At 71.2% G+C, this 16057-nt stretch carries 16 protein-coding genes and 1 pseudogene; 9 read left to right on the top strand and 8 right to left on the bottom strand.

What is annotated here, in order from left to right; translation table 11 throughout:
• Positions 1–57: 57 nt before the first annotated feature.
• From OHV05_RS28385 to OHV05_RS28360, 6 genes are all read right to left on the bottom strand, one after another.
• Entirely contained in the window at positions 58–1518 is a 1461-nt protein-coding gene (locus tag OHV05_RS28385) for a catalase (RefSeq protein WP_403032341.1), read from the bottom strand.
• A gap of 34 nt (positions 1519–1552) precedes the next feature.
• Positions 1553–2818 (bottom strand): allantoicase, encoded by a 1266-nt coding sequence (gene alc, locus OHV05_RS28380; RefSeq protein ID WP_405020196.1) that lies wholly within the window; start codon positions 2816–2818, stop codon positions 1553–1555.
• 10 nt (positions 2819–2828) lie between these two features.
• A complete protein-coding gene (allB, locus tag OHV05_RS28375; protein ID WP_405020195.1) occupies positions 2829–4193 on the bottom strand; it encodes an allantoinase AllB in 1365 nt (454 codons plus the stop codon).
• Between the two features lie 144 nt (positions 4194–4337).
• Positions 4338–5462 (bottom strand): glycerate kinase, encoded by a 1125-nt coding sequence (locus OHV05_RS28370; RefSeq protein ID WP_405020194.1) that lies wholly within the window; start codon positions 5460–5462, stop codon positions 4338–4340.
• A gap of 525 nt (positions 5463–5987) precedes the next feature.
• Positions 5988–6881, bottom strand: coding sequence for a 2-hydroxy-3-oxopropionate reductase (locus OHV05_RS28365; RefSeq protein WP_405020193.1), 894 nt, complete (start codon positions 6879–6881; stop codon positions 5988–5990).
• A gap of 46 nt (positions 6882–6927) precedes the next feature.
• Positions 6928–7782 (bottom strand): TIM barrel protein, encoded by an 855-nt coding sequence (locus OHV05_RS28360; protein ID WP_405020192.1) that lies wholly within the window; start codon positions 7780–7782, stop codon positions 6928–6930.
• A gap of 159 nt (positions 7783–7941) precedes the next feature.
• On the opposite strand from OHV05_RS28360, the gene OHV05_RS28355 reads away from it, so the two are divergent.
• From OHV05_RS28355 to OHV05_RS28320, 8 genes and pseudogenes are all read left to right on the top strand, one after another.
• Complete coding sequence (locus OHV05_RS28355; RefSeq protein WP_405020191.1) at positions 7942–8223, top strand: thiamine-binding protein; 282 nt, start codon at positions 7942–7944, stop codon at positions 8221–8223.
• The gene (locus OHV05_RS28350; protein WP_403032361.1) at positions 8220–8600 is read left to right on the top strand and encodes a helix-turn-helix domain-containing protein; all 381 of its coding nucleotides are present in this window, start codon (positions 8220–8222) and stop codon (positions 8598–8600) included. Before OHV05_RS28355 ends, OHV05_RS28350 begins: the two co-directional genes overlap by 4 nt.
• Before the next feature lie 216 nt (positions 8601–8816).
• Positions 8817–9320 carry a 2-oxo-4-hydroxy-4-carboxy-5-ureidoimidazoline decarboxylase gene (uraD, locus tag OHV05_RS28345; RefSeq protein ID WP_405020190.1) on the top strand — a complete coding sequence of 168 codons (504 nt, stop codon included), beginning with the start codon at positions 8817–8819 and terminating at the stop codon, positions 9318–9320.
• 48 nt (positions 9321–9368) lie between these two features.
• Complete coding sequence (uraH, locus tag OHV05_RS28340) at positions 9369–9704, top strand: hydroxyisourate hydrolase (RefSeq protein WP_405020189.1); 336 nt, start codon at positions 9369–9371, stop codon at positions 9702–9704.
• A gap of 30 nt (positions 9705–9734) precedes the next feature.
• The gene (pucL, locus tag OHV05_RS28335; RefSeq protein ID WP_405020188.1) at positions 9735–10649 is read left to right on the top strand and encodes a factor-independent urate hydroxylase; all 915 of its coding nucleotides are present in this window, start codon (positions 9735–9737) and stop codon (positions 10647–10649) included.
• 251 nt (positions 10650–10900) lie between these two features.
• Entirely contained in the window at positions 10901–12364 is a 1464-nt protein-coding gene (locus OHV05_RS28330; RefSeq protein ID WP_405020187.1) for a nucleobase:cation symporter-2 family protein, read from the top strand.
• A gap of 62 nt (positions 12365–12426) precedes the next feature.
• A complete protein-coding gene (locus tag OHV05_RS28325) occupies positions 12427–13809 on the top strand; it encodes an 8-oxoguanine deaminase (RefSeq protein WP_405020186.1) in 1383 nt (460 codons plus the stop codon).
• Between the two features lie 214 nt (positions 13810–14023).
• A pseudogene (locus tag OHV05_RS28320) lies at positions 14024–14248 on the top strand (EF-hand domain-containing protein); the annotation flags it as partial.
• Here OHV05_RS28320 and OHV05_RS28315 read toward each other — a convergent pair.
• Entirely contained in the window at positions 14152–14355 is a 204-nt protein-coding gene (locus OHV05_RS28315; protein WP_405020185.1) for a hypothetical protein, read from the bottom strand. The pseudogene OHV05_RS28320 and the gene OHV05_RS28315 overlap by 97 nt on opposite strands.
• Positions 14356–14365: 10 nt before the next feature.
• Between OHV05_RS28315 and OHV05_RS28310 the strand changes: the two genes are divergently transcribed.
• On the top strand, positions 14366–14998 hold the full coding sequence (locus tag OHV05_RS28310; protein WP_405020184.1) for a methylglyoxal synthase: 633 nt from the start codon (positions 14366–14368) through the stop codon (positions 14996–14998).
• Positions 14999–15597: 599 nt separating this feature from the next.
• Here OHV05_RS28310 and OHV05_RS28305 read toward each other — a convergent pair.
• Positions 15598–15984 (bottom strand): gamma-glutamylcyclotransferase, encoded by a 387-nt coding sequence (locus OHV05_RS28305; RefSeq protein WP_405020183.1) that lies wholly within the window; start codon positions 15982–15984, stop codon positions 15598–15600.
• Positions 15985–16057: the final 73 nt, after the last annotated feature.

Below are 16057 nucleotides of genomic sequence, written 5' to 3'. Positions count from 1 at the left end.
CGGCCGTCCGGCCGGGTGGAGGCCCGGCCGGACGGTGAGGGTTGGTCGAACTGCTGGTCAGTTGTCGTTGCCCGCGCGGAGCTTGGCGACGGCGGCGGCCAGGCGGGCGCCGTACTCCTCGTCGGCCGCGTGGAAGTGGGCGAGGTTCTTCTCGACGATGTCGTCGCGGCTGACCTGGGCCAGGAAGCCCGCGATGTTGTCGATCAGACGGGACTTCTCGCCGTCCGACATCAGACGGTAGAGCTCACCGGCCTGGAAGAAGTCGTCGTCCTTGGTGTGCGCCGGGGTGGTGTACGTCCCGGTGTGGCCGTCCAGCCGGACCGGGGCGGCCAGCGGGCGGTCGGTCTGCGCCGGGCCGTCGTACGAGTTGGGCTCGTAGTTCTTGCCACGGCCGGCCGCGTTGACCGCCGACAGGCCGTCCCGGCCGTAGTTGGCGGCCACGGTGGCCTTCGGGGCGTTCACCGCGAGCAGGGTGTGGTTGACCCCGAGGCGGTAGCGCTGGGCGTCGGCGTAGGCGAACAGCCGGCCCTGGAGCATCTTGTCCGGGGAGGGGCCGATGCCGGGGACGAAGTTGTTCGGCGAGAAGGCCGACTGCTCCACGTCCGCGAAGACGTTCTCCGGGTTCTTGTTCAGCACCAGGCGGCCGACCTTGACCAGCGGGTAGTCGGCGTGCGGCCAGACCTTGGTCAGGTCGAACGGGTTGAAGCGGTAGTCCGCCGCCTCGGCGACCGGCATCAGCTGCACGTACAGGGTCCAGGACGGGAACACGCCCCGCTCGATCGCCTGGTGCAGGTCACGCTGGTGGCTGTCGGCGTCGGCGCCGAGCACCTCGGCCGACTGGCCGCCGTCCAGCGAGCGGATGCCCTGGTTGGTCTTGAAGTGGTACTTGACCCAGAACGCCTCGCCCTGGGCGTTGACCCACTGGTAGGTGTGCGAGCCGTAGCCGTTCATGTGGCGGTACGAGGCCGGGATGCCGCGGTCGCCGAACAGCCAGGTGATCTGGTGGGTGGAGGCCGGCGAGTGGGCCCAGAAGTCCCAGACGTTGTCGGCTTCCTGGACACCGGTGAACGGGTCGCGCTTCTGCGAGTGGATGAAGTCGGGGAACTTGATCGGGTCCTTGATGAAGAACACCGGGGTGTTGTTGCCGACCAGGTCGTAGTTGCCCTGCGCGGTGTAGAACTTCAGCGCGAAGCCGCGCGGGTCGCGGACCGCGTCGCTGGAGCCGAGGTTGCCCGCCACCGTGGAGAACCGCAGGAAGACCTCGGTGCGCTTGCCGACCTCGGCGAGGAAGTCCGCGTGGGTGTACTGCGAGACCTCGTCGGTGACCTCGAAGTAGCCGTAGGCGCCGGAGCCGCGGGCGTGCACGACGCGCTCCGGGATGCGCTCACGGTTGAAGCGGGCCAGCTTCTCCAGCAGCTGCTGGTCCTGGATCAGCAGCGGGCCGTACTCGCCGGCCGAGGCGGAGTTCTGGTTGTCGGCGATCGGGGCGCCGGACTCGGTGGTCAGGATCTGCGACATGACGGTCCTTCAGTAGTACGCGGGGCGGAGGGTGTCAGACGCCGAGCAGGCGCCAGATGGCCGAGCGGCGGCGGGACGACTGCTCGCCGTCGGGGCCGTCGGTCGGCTGCAGGGCAGCGACCGCGGCGGTGGTCGCGGCGGCGTCCGCGAGCGGGCGGGCGGCGGTCAGCTCGGTGGCCTCCGCCGGGGTGAGGCCGGCCTCGGTCAGCGCGGTGGCCGCCTCGGTGGCCGGGACGGCGTTGAACCAGCGCAGCGCGAGGGCGGCCCGGCCGGCCTCGGTCAGCTTGCCGGTCAGCCGCAGGCGGGCCAGGCCGCCGTCCGGGTAGACGTTGATCCGTACGTGGGTGACGGTCCGTCCGGCGGCGAGCCGGAAGCGGTGCCGGGTGTCCGGCTGGAGCCGGGTCCGGGGCAGCAGCTCGAACCAGCCGTCGGCGTCCTCGCCGGGGCTGCCACCGTCGGTCGCGTCATAGCCGACCAGGTCGGCCCAGCCAGGGGCGTTGGCGACGAAGTAGGACGTGTCCACCTCGGCGGCCAGGACCTCGCCACCCCCGGCCAGGGCGATCTGTACCCAGTCGTTGGCCTTGTCGCGCCGACGCCGGGTCTCCCAGCCGTCGCCCATGACGGAGGCGCGGCCCGGAGAGTTCAGGTTGTGCGGGGAGGAGAAGTAACGGTCCGAGGCGGCCTCGGCCACGCCGCCGAACTCCTGGGCGGCCAGGTCGAAGGAGAGGCCGTCCAGCTCGCGCGGATCGGGCAGCACCTCGCCGTGCACCCGCAGCCGGGCCACGCCGCCGTCGGGCCAGATGTTCAGCCGGACGTGGGTGTACCGGGTCGGGTCGGTGACCTCGAACTCGTGCGCGGTGTTGCCCTGGAGGGCGGTCCGCGGCACCAGGTCGACCCACTCCGCCGCGTCCAGCTCCTCCGGCGACGGGTGGCCGGGGACCGAGGCGCCCTGGACCGAGCCGGTCTCCGGGTAGTTGCCGGTGAAGTACGCGGTGTCCACCACCACGCCCCGGATCACGCCGGCCACGCCGAGCCGGACGATCGCCCAGTCGTGGTCGTCGTCGGTCGGGTGCGGCTGCTCGGCCGAGACGCCACGGCGGCGCTTGGACTCCCAGCCGTCCATGATCTGGCCCTTGTGGCCGAAGGTGTGCGGGCGGAACTCGGCGGGCTTGGCGACCAGCAGGTTCTCCGCGTCGGCGAAGGTGTCCTCGTTGGTGGCGACCACACCGGCGCCCAGCAGGCGGGAGGCCAGGTCGACCAGCTCGGTGAACGGAGCGCTCGGGGTCTTAACGGTACTCAATTGAGTCTCCTCAGTTTCGAGTGATCTGACGGCCGAACGGCTCGGCGTCGACGTCCACCACCCGGCCGCGCAGCCAGGTGGTCCGGACGGAGCCGGTGAGGGTCTTCCCCGCGTACGGCGTGACGGGGTTGCGGTGGTGCAGGTCCTCCGCGTGCACGGCGAAGTCGGCGTCCGGGTCGAAGGCCACCAGGTCGGCGTCGCAGCCGACCGCGATGGCACCCTTGGTGCCGGTCAGGCCGACCAGCGAGGCCGGGCCGCTGCTCATCCAGCGCACCACGTCGCCCAGCGAGTGGCCGCGCCTGCGGGCCTCGGTCCAGATGGCCGGCAGACCGATCTGGAGCGAGGCGATCCCGCCCCAGGCGGCGGCGAAGTCGCCGCTGCCGCCGTACTTCTGCAGCAGCTTCAGGTCCGGGGTGGAGGGCGAGTGGTCGGAGACCACCGCGACGAACTCACCGGCGGCGAGCGCCGCCCAGAGCTGGTCCCGGTTGGACTCGTCCCGGATCGGCGGGCAGCACTTGAACGCGGTGTCGCCGTCCGGCACCTCCTCCGCCGCCAGCGTGAGGTAGTGCGGGCAGGTCTCGGCGGTCACCCGGACGCCGTCCGCGCGGGCCTGCCGGAGCAGCGGCAGCACGGCGGCCGAGGAGACGTGCAGGATGTGCACCCGGGCGCCGGTCCGGCGGGCGGTGTCCAGCAGCCGGGCCACCGCCGCCGCCTCGGCGTCGTCGGGGCGGGAGGCCAGGAAGTCGCGGTAGTGCACGCCGGGTTGCTGCGGGGCGGCCGCCAGGACGGCCGGGTCCTCGGCGTGGATGATCGCCAGCGCGCCGATCCTGGCCTGCTCGGCCAGCGCCAGCTCCAGGTCGGCCTGCTCGACGTGCGGGAACTCGTCCACCCCGGACGGGGCGAGGAAGCTCTTGAAGCCGAACACGCCCTCCCGGTGCAGCGGTTCGAGGTCCGCGACGTTGCCGGGGATCGCCCCGCCCCAGAACCCGAGGTCGACCCAGGCCTGACCCTCGGCGACCTTCCGCTTGGCGGTCAGGCCGTCCACCGTGGTGGTGGGCGGGACGGAGTTCAGCGGCATGTCGATGACGGTGGTGACCCCGCCGGCGGCGGCCGCCCGGGTGGCGGTGGCGAAGCCCTCCCACTCGGTCCGGCCGGGCTCGTTGACGTGCACGTGGGTGTCGACCAGACCGGGCAGCAGCGCGGTGTCACCGAGGTCGGTCAGCTGCCGGTCCCCCACCAGCAGAGCGCCGTGCTCGGCGATCTGCTCGATCCTGCCGTCCCGGATCAGCACGTCAGCGGGACGCTCGCCGTCCGGCAGGACCACCCGGCGGGAACGGATCACCGCCGTGGTCGCGGGCGTCGCACTGAGGGGCATCTGGGACCTCCGAACCGAGAGTACGAGTGGGGTAGGCCGAAGGCGCGCTGGGCAGTTGGGGCCCGTTCACCGAATCGTCAGCTGCGATTGCTCGGAGCCTAGGCCCGCCTTCAACAAAACGTCAATGTAGGAAAGTACGATGAGTCAGGACCGCAGCAGGTCGGCCGCGAGCCGCTCGCCGGCCACCTCGGCCAGCTCGCCCGCCTTGGTCATGCTGTCGCCCGGCTGCTCGGCCAGGTCGGTCAGCGCGTACGCCGCCACGAAGCCCGCCGCCCGCCACTGGTCCTCCGAGAGTTCCAGCCGTCCGGCGACGGCGGCCACCCGAACCCCCGCCCGGGTGGCCGCCGCAGCGACGCCGGCGGGGGCCTTGCCGTGGAGCGTCTGCGCGTCCAGGCAACCCTCGCCGGTAACGACGAGGCGTGCCCCACGCACGGCCTCGTCGAAGCCCAGCAGTTCGAGCAGGAGCTCGATGCCGGGCCGCATGGTGGCGCCCAGCAGCGCGAGGGCGGCGAAGCCGACCCCGCCTGCGGCCCCGGCGCCGGGGGCGTTCCGGAAGTCCCGGCCCGTGCTGTCGCGGACCACGTCCGCCCAACGGGTCAGGCCCTCTTCGAGAATCAGCAGGTCGTCGCCGTCCGCACCCTTCTGCGGGCCGTAGACGGCGGTCGCACCACGGGTGCCGAGCAACGGGTTGTCCACGTCGCACGCCACCACCACCTCGACCCCGGTCAGGCTGTCGGCGAGCGACCCGAGGTCGATCCCGGCCAGCTTGCGCAGCGCGGCGCCACCGGGCGCCAGCTCGCTGCCGTCGCCGTCGTACAGGCCGACACCGAGCGCCTGCACCATGCCCGCACCGCCGTCGGTGCAGGCGCTGCCGCCCAGACCGAGCACAATCCGCTTGGCACCGAGGCCGACGGCGCGTCCGATCAGCTGGCCGACGCCGTAGGAGCCGGCCGCGAGCGGGGCCGTCCGGCCGCCGGGGAGCCTGGCCAGTCCGGAGGACTGCGCCAGCTCGACCACGGCGGTGTCGCCGCGCAACGCGATCGCGGCGTCCACCGGCAGGCCGGTCGGACCGGCCACCTTCACGGCGACCCGCTTGAAGCCTGCGGCCAGCGCGGCGGCCAAGGTGCCCTCGCCGCCGTCGGCGACCGGGAGCTCACGGATCTCGACGCCCGGGGCGACCCGGCGGATGCCGGCCGCGATCCGGGCGGCGACCTCGGCACCCTCCAGCGTCCCCTTGAACTTGTCGGGGGCGACAACGACGTGACCCATGAGGTGGCCTCTTTCCGTGTGGTGCTTCAGCTTTTCGCAGGGCGCCTGGTTGCACTGTCCAGGGGCTCGGGGCTGCACTTTTGGCAGGCGCCCGGGCATCTACGGTCAGGGGCTCGGGGCTCTGCTGATGTGCGGCTCCGCCGCGTGGGCGAGGAGATCTGGCGTTCGGGTCACTGCGAAAGTGCCTGACCATTCACGGACGGATCACCTGGTCCGAGGTCGGCGTCGCCGTTCCCCGAGCCCCTGGTGGTGCACCGTGCGCAGATAAGCAAAGGGGGGTGCGCCCCCTCCCCGCCGTTCCTCTCGTCCCGCTTCCGACGTACGAGAGGCTCCCCTCGGCGAGGGAGGGGGCCGGGTGACCCGCGCGAGCACGACCGAAGTGCACCCGGGAGGGTAGTTGCGTGGGTCACCGGTTTGGGACGGTCGACAGGGGGCGGTATGAGCCCCGGCCCTCCTGCCGACCGGACTTGACCTCCTGGTGGCGCGGGCACGACCGGACAGGTACACGCCACCAGGAGGAGCCTGTTACTTGACCTCGCGGCCCGAGAGGCGCTCGACGCCCCGGAGCAGGGCCGAGTGGTCCAGCGAACCGTCACCGTTGGCGCGGGCGGAGGCGACCAACTGGGCCACCACCGCGCCGACCGGGAGGGCCGCACCGACGGCACGGGCGGCGTCGGTGACGATGCCCATGTCCTTGTGGTGCAGGTCGATCCGGAAGCCCGGCGCGAACTGACGGTCGATCATGTTGGCCTTCTTGCGGTTCAGCACGGTCGAACCGGCCAGACCGCCACCGAGCACGTCGAGCGCGGCGGGGAGGTCGACGCCCGCGTTCTCCAGGAAGACCACGGCCTCGGCCAGCACCTGGATGTTGACGGCCACGATCAGCTGGTTGGCGGCCTTCACGGTCTGGCCGGCACCGGCCGGGCCGACGTGGATGACCGTGGTGCCGAGCGCGTCCAGGATCGGCTTCGCCTCGGCGAAGTCGGCCGCGTCGCCACCGACCATGATGGAGAGCACGGCCTCGATCGCACCGGCCTCGCCACCGGAGACCGGGGCGTCCAGGGTGCGGATGCCCTTGGGCTTGGCGGCGGCCTCGACCTTGATCGAGGTCTGCGGGGTGATGCTGGACATGTCGATGACCAGGGTGCCCTCGGCCACGTTCGCCAGCACGCCGTCCGCACCGAGGACGACCTGCTCGACCTGCGGGTCGGCCGGGACCATGGTGATCACGATCTCGGCGTCCTTCACCGCGTCGGCGATCGAGGTCGCGCCCTTGCCACCGGCCGCCACCAGGGCGTCGATCGCGGGCTGCTGGAGGTTGAAACCGGTGACGGTGTGGCCGGCCTTCACCAGGTTGGCGGCCATCGGGCTGCCCATGATGCCGAGGCCGATGAAGGCGATCTTGCGGGAGGCGCTCATGCGTCGCGTTCCTTCGTACTGGGAGGGGTGGGGGTGGCTCGAGGAACTAGGCGCGGTACTCGCGCGGGAGCCACTCGAAGCTGTCGGCGCTGACGCCGTTCGCCGGGCGGTACTCGAGGCCGACCCGGCCGGTGTAGCCGGCGGCGGCGAGGCGGGCGAAGAGGTCCTCGAAGTCCAGCTCGCCGGTGCCGGGCTCGTTGCGGGCCGGGGTGTCGGCGATCTGCACGTGGCCGATCTTGTCGGCGTGGGTGGCGATCACGGCCGCCAGGTCCTCACCGTTGCGGGCCAGGTGGTAGAGGTCGCAGAGGAACTTGGCGTTGCCCAGGCCGGTGGCCGCGTTCACCCGGTCGACGACCGCGATCGCGGCCTCGGCGGTGACCAGCGCGTAGTCCGGGGACTCGGCCTTGTTGAGGGTCTCGATCAGCAGCACGGCGCCGATCGCGTGGGCGGCCTGCGCGGCGAGGACGAGGTTCTCCAGCGCGAGCTCGTCCTGCTCGGCGGCGGGGACGCCCTCCACCCGGTTGCCGTAGAGCGCGTTGAGCGCCCCGGTGCCGAGCGACTCGGCGAGCGCGACGGCCACCGGGATGTTCTCCCGGAACCGCTCGCTCTCGGCCGGTACGGAGAGGGTGCCCCGGGCGCCCTTGGTCAGGTCGTCCAGGAAGTTGAGGCCGGTGAGCCGGACGCCCGCGTCGGTGAAGGCCTTGCGGAGCGCGTCCTGCTCGGCGTCCGACGGGGCGTGGTCCTCGCCGAACGGCCACCACAGCTCGGCGGCGGTGAAGCCGGCGGCCGCGGCGGCGGCGGGGCGCTCCAGGAGCGGGAGCTCGCCGAACAGGATCGACAGGTTGACCGTGACGCGTCCGTTCAGGAACGCGTGCTGGGAAGCGGCAGTCACGTCAATCACCTTTCACTCTCTTCCGAACCATCCAACTTCCACAATCCGGAAGAGGGATTCTGCTTGGTGGAAGCATGCCTCGCGATCCGAGGGACCGTCAAGACCGCCGCAACAATTTGTTGAAGACCGACCCCTTCCCCCGCAACCCCTGATCGCTACAGTGAGCAGGTGCGATTGAAGGTGGAGTTCACGACAGAGCCGTTCGAGCTGGACACGTTCCCGGACCACGCGGTGGCCGCCCGGCAGGCGGTCGACGAGGCCGGCCTGACCGTCGCGGTCGGGCCGTTCGGGACCGAGGCCGAGGGCCTGGGCGAGCAGGTGCTCGCCGCGGTGACCAGGCTGCTGCGGGAGAGCCTGGCCGCAGGTGCGACCCAGATCTCCCTGCAGGTGACCCTGCTCGACCAGGACAAGACGGACGACAACACCCCGGAAGGAGTGGGTAACCCGTGAGCGACGCCCTGGAACACCCGCTCGCCGCAGCGATAAAGCCGCTGCTGGAGGCCGTCGGCGCGACCCAGGTCTCGATCGACGAGGCCCGAGCCGACGACGTGCTGCTGGAGTGGGACGGCCAGGCGGCGGTCGCCGTCCGGCTCCCGCACCTGAGCAGTGCCCTGGACCGGCTGCTGGCCGAGATGGCCCGTCAGTTCGACGGCCGTCCGCTGGCCGAGCTGGACCGCTGGGAGAAGCAGCGCGTGGTCGCCCTCCTGGAGGAGCGCGGCGCGTTCACCGTCCGCCACGGGGTGGAGACGGTGGCCTCGGCGCTCGGCGTCAGCCGGTTCACGGTGTACAACTACCTCAACCGGCAGGACGGCACGAAGACCGGCTGACCCGGCCGGGCCCGCACCGTTCACCGGTGCGGCCGAGCGATGTGCCCCAGTCTGTCCGACCCCCACCGTCGGGCACGATTGGCGAATCGCACACCAAAACGGCCGGTCAGGGGCCTGGTCTCAAAACGTAACCACCAACAGTTCAACAAAGTGTTGACGGCCGGTGGTGGCGGATCTAGCTTTTGCGGGTGGCACCACTCTTCAGGAGGTCCACCCGTGACCAACCTTCCCACCACTCCTGACGCTCTCTCGGCGATCCCCGCCGCCGAGCTGACGGAGACACTGCTGGAGATCTGCTCCAGCCCCAGCTGGGCCGCCGCCGTCGCGGAGACCCGGCCCTGGTCCGACCGGGCCGAGCTGTTGGCCGCCAACGAGGCGGCGATGGCGAAGCTGACGGTCCAGGACCTCGCCGACGCGATGGCCGGCCACGCCCGGATCGGCAAGCCCAAGACGGGCGATGCCACCTCCGAGCGCGAGCAGGCCGGCATCCAGGGAGTCGACTCCGCGCTCCTGGACGAGCTGCACGAGGCGAACGCCGCCTACGAGGCGAAGTTCGGCCACGTGTTCCTGATCTGCGCCACCGGCCGCACCGCCGGCACCATGCTCGCCGCGCTGCGCGAGCGCTTCCCGCACGACGCCGCCACCGAGGCGGAGATCGTCCGGGGCGAGCTGCGCAAGATCAACGAAATCCGTGTCAACCGGCTGTTCGACCCGGCCTGATCCGCTGTCGACCGGTCAACTCCTGCCATCAGTAAGGTCATTCAACCCATGACTGGCATCTCCACGCACGTGCTCGACACCAGCCTCGGCCGCCCGGCCGAGGGCGTCCCGGTCGAGCTCGCACTGCACACCGAGGGTGGCTGGCAGGTGCTCGGCACCTCCGCCACGGACTCCGACGGCCGGGCCAAGGACCTGCCGGCCGTGGAGGCGGGCTCGGTCGTCCGGCTGCTCTTCGACACCGCTTCGTACTACGCGAAGACGTCCGACGAGCCGCCGTTCTTCCCCGAGGTCTCGATCGTCTTCACGGTCGCGCCCGCGCAGCACCACTACCACGTGCCGTTGCTGCTCAACCCGTTCGGATACTCGGTCTACCGCGGAAGCTAGTAGGCCGCTGGAACCCTTAGGAGCCATGTCATGGCCCACGTGCTCGGCCAGAACCAGTACGGCAAGGCGGAGAACCGCATCGTCCGGGTCTACCGTGACTCGACCCGCCACGAGATCAAGGACCTGAACGTCTCGGTCGCCCTCTCCGGTGACCTCGACGACGTCCACCTCACCGGCTCGAACGCAAACTGCCTGCCCACCGACACCACCAAGAACACGGTGTACGCCTTCGCCAAGGAGTACGGCATCGAGTCGGCGGAGGCCTTCGGCATCACGCTGGCGAAGCACTTCGTCGACAACAACGAGCCGATCCACCGGGCCCGGATCCGGATCGAGGAGTACACCTGGGACCGGATCAAGACGCCGGACAGCTCGGCGCGCTTCATCGGTTCCGAGGAGGTCGGCCACTCCTTCACCCGCAACGGCGGCGAGGTACGGACCAGCGAGATCACCTACGACGGCACCACCGTCCAGGTCATCTCCGGTCTCAAGGACCTGACCGTGCTGAACTCCACCAACTCGGAGTTCTGGGGCTACATCAAGGACAAGTACACCACCCTGCAGGAGGCGTACGACCGCATCCTGGCCACCCAGGTGACGGCCCGTTGGAAGTACGGCTTCAGCGGCGCCGAGGGCGAGGCCCAGCCGAACTGGAACCGCTCCTACCAGCACATCCGCCGGCACCTGCTGGAGGCGTTCGCCGAGACCTACTCGTACTCGCTGCAGCAGACCCTGCACTCGATGGGGACCCGGGTGCTGAACAACCGGGCCGAGGTGGACGAGGTCCGGCTCGAACTCCCCAACAAGCACCACTTCCTGGTCGACCTGTCGCCCTTCGGTCTCAAGAACGAGAACGAGGTCTACTACGCCGCCGACCGGATGTACGGCCTGATCGAGGGCACCGTGCACCGCGAGGGCGTCGTCCCGGTCATCCCGGTCGCCTGACCCACCCCATGAACACCGTCCAGCACCGCTGCACCCACCGGCCGGAGACGGCCGGACGGTGCCGGACGGGCCGCAGTACCGGCACCACTTGTTTCTCCACCCCCACCAACCGGAGATCGTGCTCGCCTCACGGCGGCCGGCCCGGGGAGCTGGAGAAGCATCCCGGAGGACCCTTGCACCGCCGTCCCGCCTCCGGGACGTCTCCAGCGCCGCGGGCGCGCCGGGAGCCACGAGCACAAGAGGGGCTCGACATGGCAACCAGCTCAACCCGAACCACAGACGGCGGTTCCACCCCGGACAGGCCGACACGGCCGGACGGTGTGTCAACCAACCTCCCCGACACACCGGACGGCCGTGCGGTCCACCCGGTGGACGAGTTGCTGCCGACGGTGAAGCTCTTCACCACCGGACTCCAGCACGTCGCCGCGATGTACGCGGGCGTGGTCGCGCCCCCGCTCATCGTCGGCGCCGGTGTGGGCCTCTCCCCCACCGAGCTCGCCCTGCTCATCTCGGCCAGCCTGTTCACCGCGGGGCTGGCCACCCTGCTCCAGACCCTGGGGGTCTGGAAGATCGGCGCCCGGCTGCCGTTCGTGAACGGCGTCTCGTTCGCCGGAGTCGCACCGATGCTGGCGATCGCCAAGGAGCACGGCCCGGACCGGGCCCTGCCGGTGATATTCGGCGCGGTGATCGTCGCGGGGCTCCTGTGCTTCCTCGCGGCACCGTACTTCTGCAAGCTGATCAGGTTCTTCCCGCCGGTCGTCCAGGGCACCGTGATCACCCTCATCGGGGTGTCCCTGCTGCCGGTCGCGGTCAACTGGGCGCGCGGTGGTTCACCCACCGCCCCCGGTTACGGCTCCGTCAAGGCCATCGGCCTCGCCGCGTTCACCCTCACCGCGGTGGTGCTCTGCAACAAACTGCTCCGGGGCTTCTGGCAGCAGCTCTCGCTGCTCGTCGGGCTGGCCGTCGGCACCGCGCTGGCCTTCCCGCTCGGGCTGGCCGACTTCGGTCCGGTCTCCCAGGCCGAGGTCTTCGCCCTGCCCTCCCCGTTCCACTTCGGGGCTCCGGTCTTCGAGCTCACCGCGATCGTCTCGATCTGCATCGTGATGATCGTGTCGATGACCGAGTCCACCGCCGACATGCTGGCCCTGGGCCGGATCGTCGACCGCGAGGCCGACGAGCAGACCCTCGCCGCCGGCCTGCGGGCGGACGGTCTGGCCACCGCTATCAGCCCGGTCTTCAACGGCTTCGCGGCCAGCGCCTTCGCCCAGAACATCGGGCTGGTGGCGCTGACCAACATCCGCAGCCGGTTCGTGGTCGCGGCCGGCGGCGGCATCCTGATCCTGCTCGGGCTCTTCCCGGTGCTCGGCTCGCTGGTCTCGCTGGTGCCCTCGCCCGTCCTGGGCGGCGCCGGGATCGTGCTCTTCGGCACGGTCGCGGCGAGCGGCATCCGGACCCTGGCCGAGGCGGGGATGAACTCCAGCGCGAACACCATCCTGGTCTCGGTCTCGCTCGGGGTCGGCATCATCCCGATCGCGGCCCCGACCTTCTACGACGCCTTCCCGGAGGCCGTCCGCACGCTGATGCACTCCGGCATCTCGGCCGGCTGTGTGCTGGCCGTCCTGCTCAACCTGCTCTTCCACCACGTCGGTGCCAACCGCCAAGCCCCATCCGGCGGTGCCACCGGTGCGACGGTGTCAACGGCGACGCCGTCCTGACCGGTGAGGGGCGCGCACCGCTCACCGCGCGCCCCTCACCCTCCCCCCATAGGAGAAACACCATGGCAGTCCAGCCCCCGCGCGCCGACCAGCGGATCGTGATCGAGAACGTGGCCATCGCCACGGTCGACGCCAACGACACCGAGTACGCCCGCGGCCACGTCGTCGTCCTCGGCAACAAGATCGAGTCGGTCGGCAACGGACCCGCCCCGCAGTGGCTGGACAACGTGGTGCGCCGGATCAACGGCGAGGGCCACCTGATCACCCCGGGCCTGGTCAACACCCACCACCACTTCTACCAGTGGATCACCCGGGGCCTGGCCCAGGACAACATCCTGTTCGACTGGCTGGTCGCGCTCTACCCGACCTGGGCCCGGATCGACGACCGCCTGGTGCACGCCGCCGCCCAGGGCTCGGCCGCCGCGCTGCTCAAGTCCGGCTGTACCACCGCCTCGGACCACCACTACGTGTTCCCGAAGGACGGCGGCGACATCCTCGGCGCCGAGATCGAGGCCGTCCAGGAGCTCGGCATGCGCTTCACCGCGCTGCGCGGCTCGATGGACCGCAGCAAGAAGGACGGCGGCCTGCCGCCGGACCACGCGGTGGAGAAGACCGAGGACATCCTGATCGCCTCCGAGGCGGCCGTCGACAAGTACCACGACGCCTCCTTCGACTCGATGCTGCAGATCGCCATCGCGCCCTGCTCGCCGTTCTCGGTCTCCACCGAACTCATGCGCGAGGCCGCCGTGCTGGCCCGCCGCAAGGGCGTCCGGCTGCACACCCACGGCTCGGAGACGGCCGAGGAGGAGCAGTTCTGCAAGGAGCTGTTCGGGATGGGCCCGACCGACTACTTCGAGTCCACCGGCTGGCTGGGCGAGGACGTCTGGATGGCGCACTGCGTCCACATGAACGACTCGGACATCGCCAAGTTCGCCGAGACCGGCACCGGTGTCGCGCACTGCCCGTCCTCCAACGCCCGCCTGGCGGCCGGCATCGCCCGGGTCCCGGACATGCTCACCGCCGGCGTGCCGGTCGGCCTCGGCGTGGACGGCACCGCCTCCAACGAGTCCGGCGAGCTGGGCACCGAGCTGCGCAACGCGCTGCTGATCAACCGGCTGCACGGCAGCCCGAAGGCGCTCACCGCCCGCAGCTCGCTCCGCCTGGGCACCATGGGCGGCGCCCGGGTGCTCGGCCGGCAGAACGAGATCGGCTCGATCGAGGTCGGCAAGCTGGCCGACCTGGCGCTCTGGAAGATCGACGGCATCATGCACTCCTCGATCGCCGACCCGATCGCCGCGCTGACCCTCGGTGCGCTCCCGCCGCTGGCCCTGCTGCTGGTCAACGGCAACCCCGTGGTGGAGAAGGGCAACCTGACCACCGTCAACGAGGACAAGATCGCCCAGGACTGCGCCCGCGCCGCCAAGGAGCTGGCCGCCCGCCTCTGATCACCCCTCAGCTCCGGTCCGCACCCGGGACGGTGCGGTCACCGGACTCCGCCCCCTCGGGGGCCGGAGAGCAGCCCCGGACTCACGGCGAGAGTCCGGGGCTGTCACCCGTGTCCTTCCCCGTCAGCCCGGCGCGTCCACTTCCCCCGCCGGAACTCCCCCTTCGGGTCGTCATCCGCCCGAATCCGGCTCGTTCCCGACCCGCTGCCCAAGGATCGAACTCGACCCCCCGAGTTCCCCGAGAGGCAGTCATGTCCGAGAGCTGGACCCGCGCATCACCTCCGTCTTCCGTCTGTACGACATCGACAACGACGGCCGGCTGAGCCGGGACGACCTGATCAGCTACGCCGCCCGGCCGGCCGCCGAGCTGCTCCCGCCGACCGACACCACCCGCCGGGCCGGGCTGTTCGACGCGTACCTGGAGCTGTGGACCCAGCCGGCCGCCGTCTCCGACACCGACCGCAGCGGCCGGATCGGCGAGCAGGAGTTCATCGCCGCCACCGCACGCGGTGCCTTCGACGGCGACCCGCACTTCCGGTCCTCCACCCTGCGCGCCGTGGACGCACCGGCCGAGGCGCTGGACCGGGACGGCGACGGCGAGATCGACCGGGACGAGTACGCCCGGATCTTCGGCGCCACCGGCCTCGACAGCAGCCGCTCCGAGCTGGACTTCGACACCGTGGACGTCGACGGCAGCGGCCGGATCAGCCGGGACGAACTGCGCGCCGTGGCGCTGCACCTGTACCCGCTGGCCGACGCCGGCTGGCTCACCGGAGCAGTGCCGGAGCGCGGGCCGCGCGGCATCGCGCTGGTCGCGCACGACTCCCGCAAGTCGGACCTGCTCGCCTGGGTCGACCAGCAGCGCGAGGCGCTGACCCCGCACCGGCTCTACGACACCACCGGCACCCTGATCAACCGTCAGCTCGACCTGCCGGTGGTTCCACTGCGCAGTGGCCCGCTCGGCGGCGACCAGCAGATCGGGGCCCTGATCACCCAGGGCGAGATCAACCTGCTGGTGTTCTTCGTCGACCCGCTCAGCTCGCACCCGCACGGCGACGACGTCCGCGCCCTGATCCGGCTGGCGGTACTCGCCGACGTGGCGCTCGCGCTCAGCCCGACCAGCGCGACCGCGATGGTGGCCGCGCTCGCCCCGGCGCCGGCCCACGTGCTGGTCGGCGCGGGCGCCTGATCAGCTGACGCCGCCGCTCCGAGGGCACCGAACCCGTTGACGACTCCCTTGCCCTGCTTCGGGGGAGCGGGACGGGGTCCTGGAGCGGGCTGACGTCGAGCCCGTGGGCCACCGCGCTCTGGTCCTCTGGAGGACGAGGCCCGACGGCTGGGTGAGCTCTGAGCCCGGGCGCCGCCCCACCGGGCCCGGGCTCGACGGCGGGTGGTCGTCCAGGGTCTGAGCGTTGACACGGCATCGACTCGGCGAGGTACCGGAAGGCGCCCACCGGCCGTCAGCGCTCCGGGGCGGGGTGCTCCGGCAGCCGGTTCGCGCCCGGCGGCCGGCCCGCAGTGCTCGATCAGCTCGACCGCCCGTTGCATCTCCACCCACGCGCTCCGGCTCCCGGCCGGCTCGACGAACAGCCGCTCAGCACCCTGGGCGGCAGATTGTCCCGGACGATCCCGTAGATCAGGATCACCAGTGCCGGCACCGCCGACGCCGTGAGCAGCCTGGACAGCAGGACATTCCGTCGCACCACTCGCCGAGCCGTGTTCGTCACGTCCACCCCCCGGCCGCCAACTCCAGGTCGAGCCAAGGGCCTTGGAACAGAAGGCGACTCGTCAGGCGGTCCGGCCCAGGGTGGCGAGGTAGGCCCGCCAGCCGCCGAACTCGGTGATCTCGCGGTGGACTTCACGCTCGGCCTCGCCCCGGGCGAGCAGCATCGACAGGCAGGCCGAGCCGTCGGCCAGCTTGATGACGCCGAGCTCCAGCTCGCGCGGTTCGCCGGGCAGGACGACGTCCCGCAGGTGGTCCAGGTCGACGTCGTAGAGTTCGCCCTCGATGGCGGTGTCCACCGCGGGGTCGGGGTGCAGGCCCGGGCAGACGTCACCGATCGAGAAGAAACGGTAGCCGGGGGCGGTGGTGACCGGGCCGATCAGGACGTCCGCCACCGAGGCGTGGAACGGACCGCCGACCATGGCCTGGCCGTTGAAGAAGATGCGTGCCATCGGGTGCTCCTCGGGAAGCCGTACGGCCACCCAGCTCGGGGTGGCCGTACGGATCGTAGAAATCGGCGCCGCC

Origin of the sequence: Kitasatospora sp. NBC_00070 (assembly GCF_045041205.1) — a bacterium.
GTDB lineage: Bacteria > Actinomycetota > Actinomycetes > Streptomycetales > Streptomycetaceae > Kitasatospora.
The sequence above is the reverse complement of the archived record's forward strand: the minus strand, read 5'-3'. Positions and strand labels throughout refer to the sequence as shown.

What these genes read in the sequence shown, in the direction of transcription:
- OHV05_RS28385 (WP_403032341.1), bottom strand. Translation starts at nt 1,518, where the DNA reads ATGTCGCAGATCCTGACCACCGAGTCCGGCGCCCCGATCGCCGACAAC.
- allB (WP_405020195.1), bottom strand. Translation starts at nt 4,193, where the DNA reads ATGCCCCTCAGTGCGACGCCCGCGACCACGGCGGTGATCCGTTCCCGC.
- OHV05_RS28370 (WP_405020194.1), bottom strand. Translation starts at nt 5,462, where the DNA reads ATGGGTCACGTCGTTGTCGCCCCCGACAAGTTCAAGGGGACGCTGGAG.
- OHV05_RS28365 (WP_405020193.1), bottom strand. Translation starts at nt 6,881, where the DNA reads ATGAGCGCCTCCCGCAAGATCGCCTTCATCGGCCTCGGCATCATGGGC.
- uraH (WP_405020189.1), top strand. Translation starts at nt 9,369, where the DNA reads ATGACTGGCATCTCCACGCACGTGCTCGACACCAGCCTCGGCCGCCCG.
- pucL (WP_405020188.1), top strand. Translation starts at nt 9,735, where the DNA reads ATGGCCCACGTGCTCGGCCAGAACCAGTACGGCAAGGCGGAGAACCGC.
- OHV05_RS28330 (WP_405020187.1), top strand. Translation starts at nt 10,901, where the DNA reads ATGGCAACCAGCTCAACCCGAACCACAGACGGCGGTTCCACCCCGGAC.
- OHV05_RS28325 (WP_405020186.1), top strand. Translation starts at nt 12,427, where the DNA reads ATGGCAGTCCAGCCCCCGCGCGCCGACCAGCGGATCGTGATCGAGAAC.
- OHV05_RS28305 (WP_405020183.1), bottom strand. Translation starts at nt 15,984, where the DNA reads ATGGCACGCATCTTCTTCAACGGCCAGGCCATGGTCGGCGGTCCGTTC.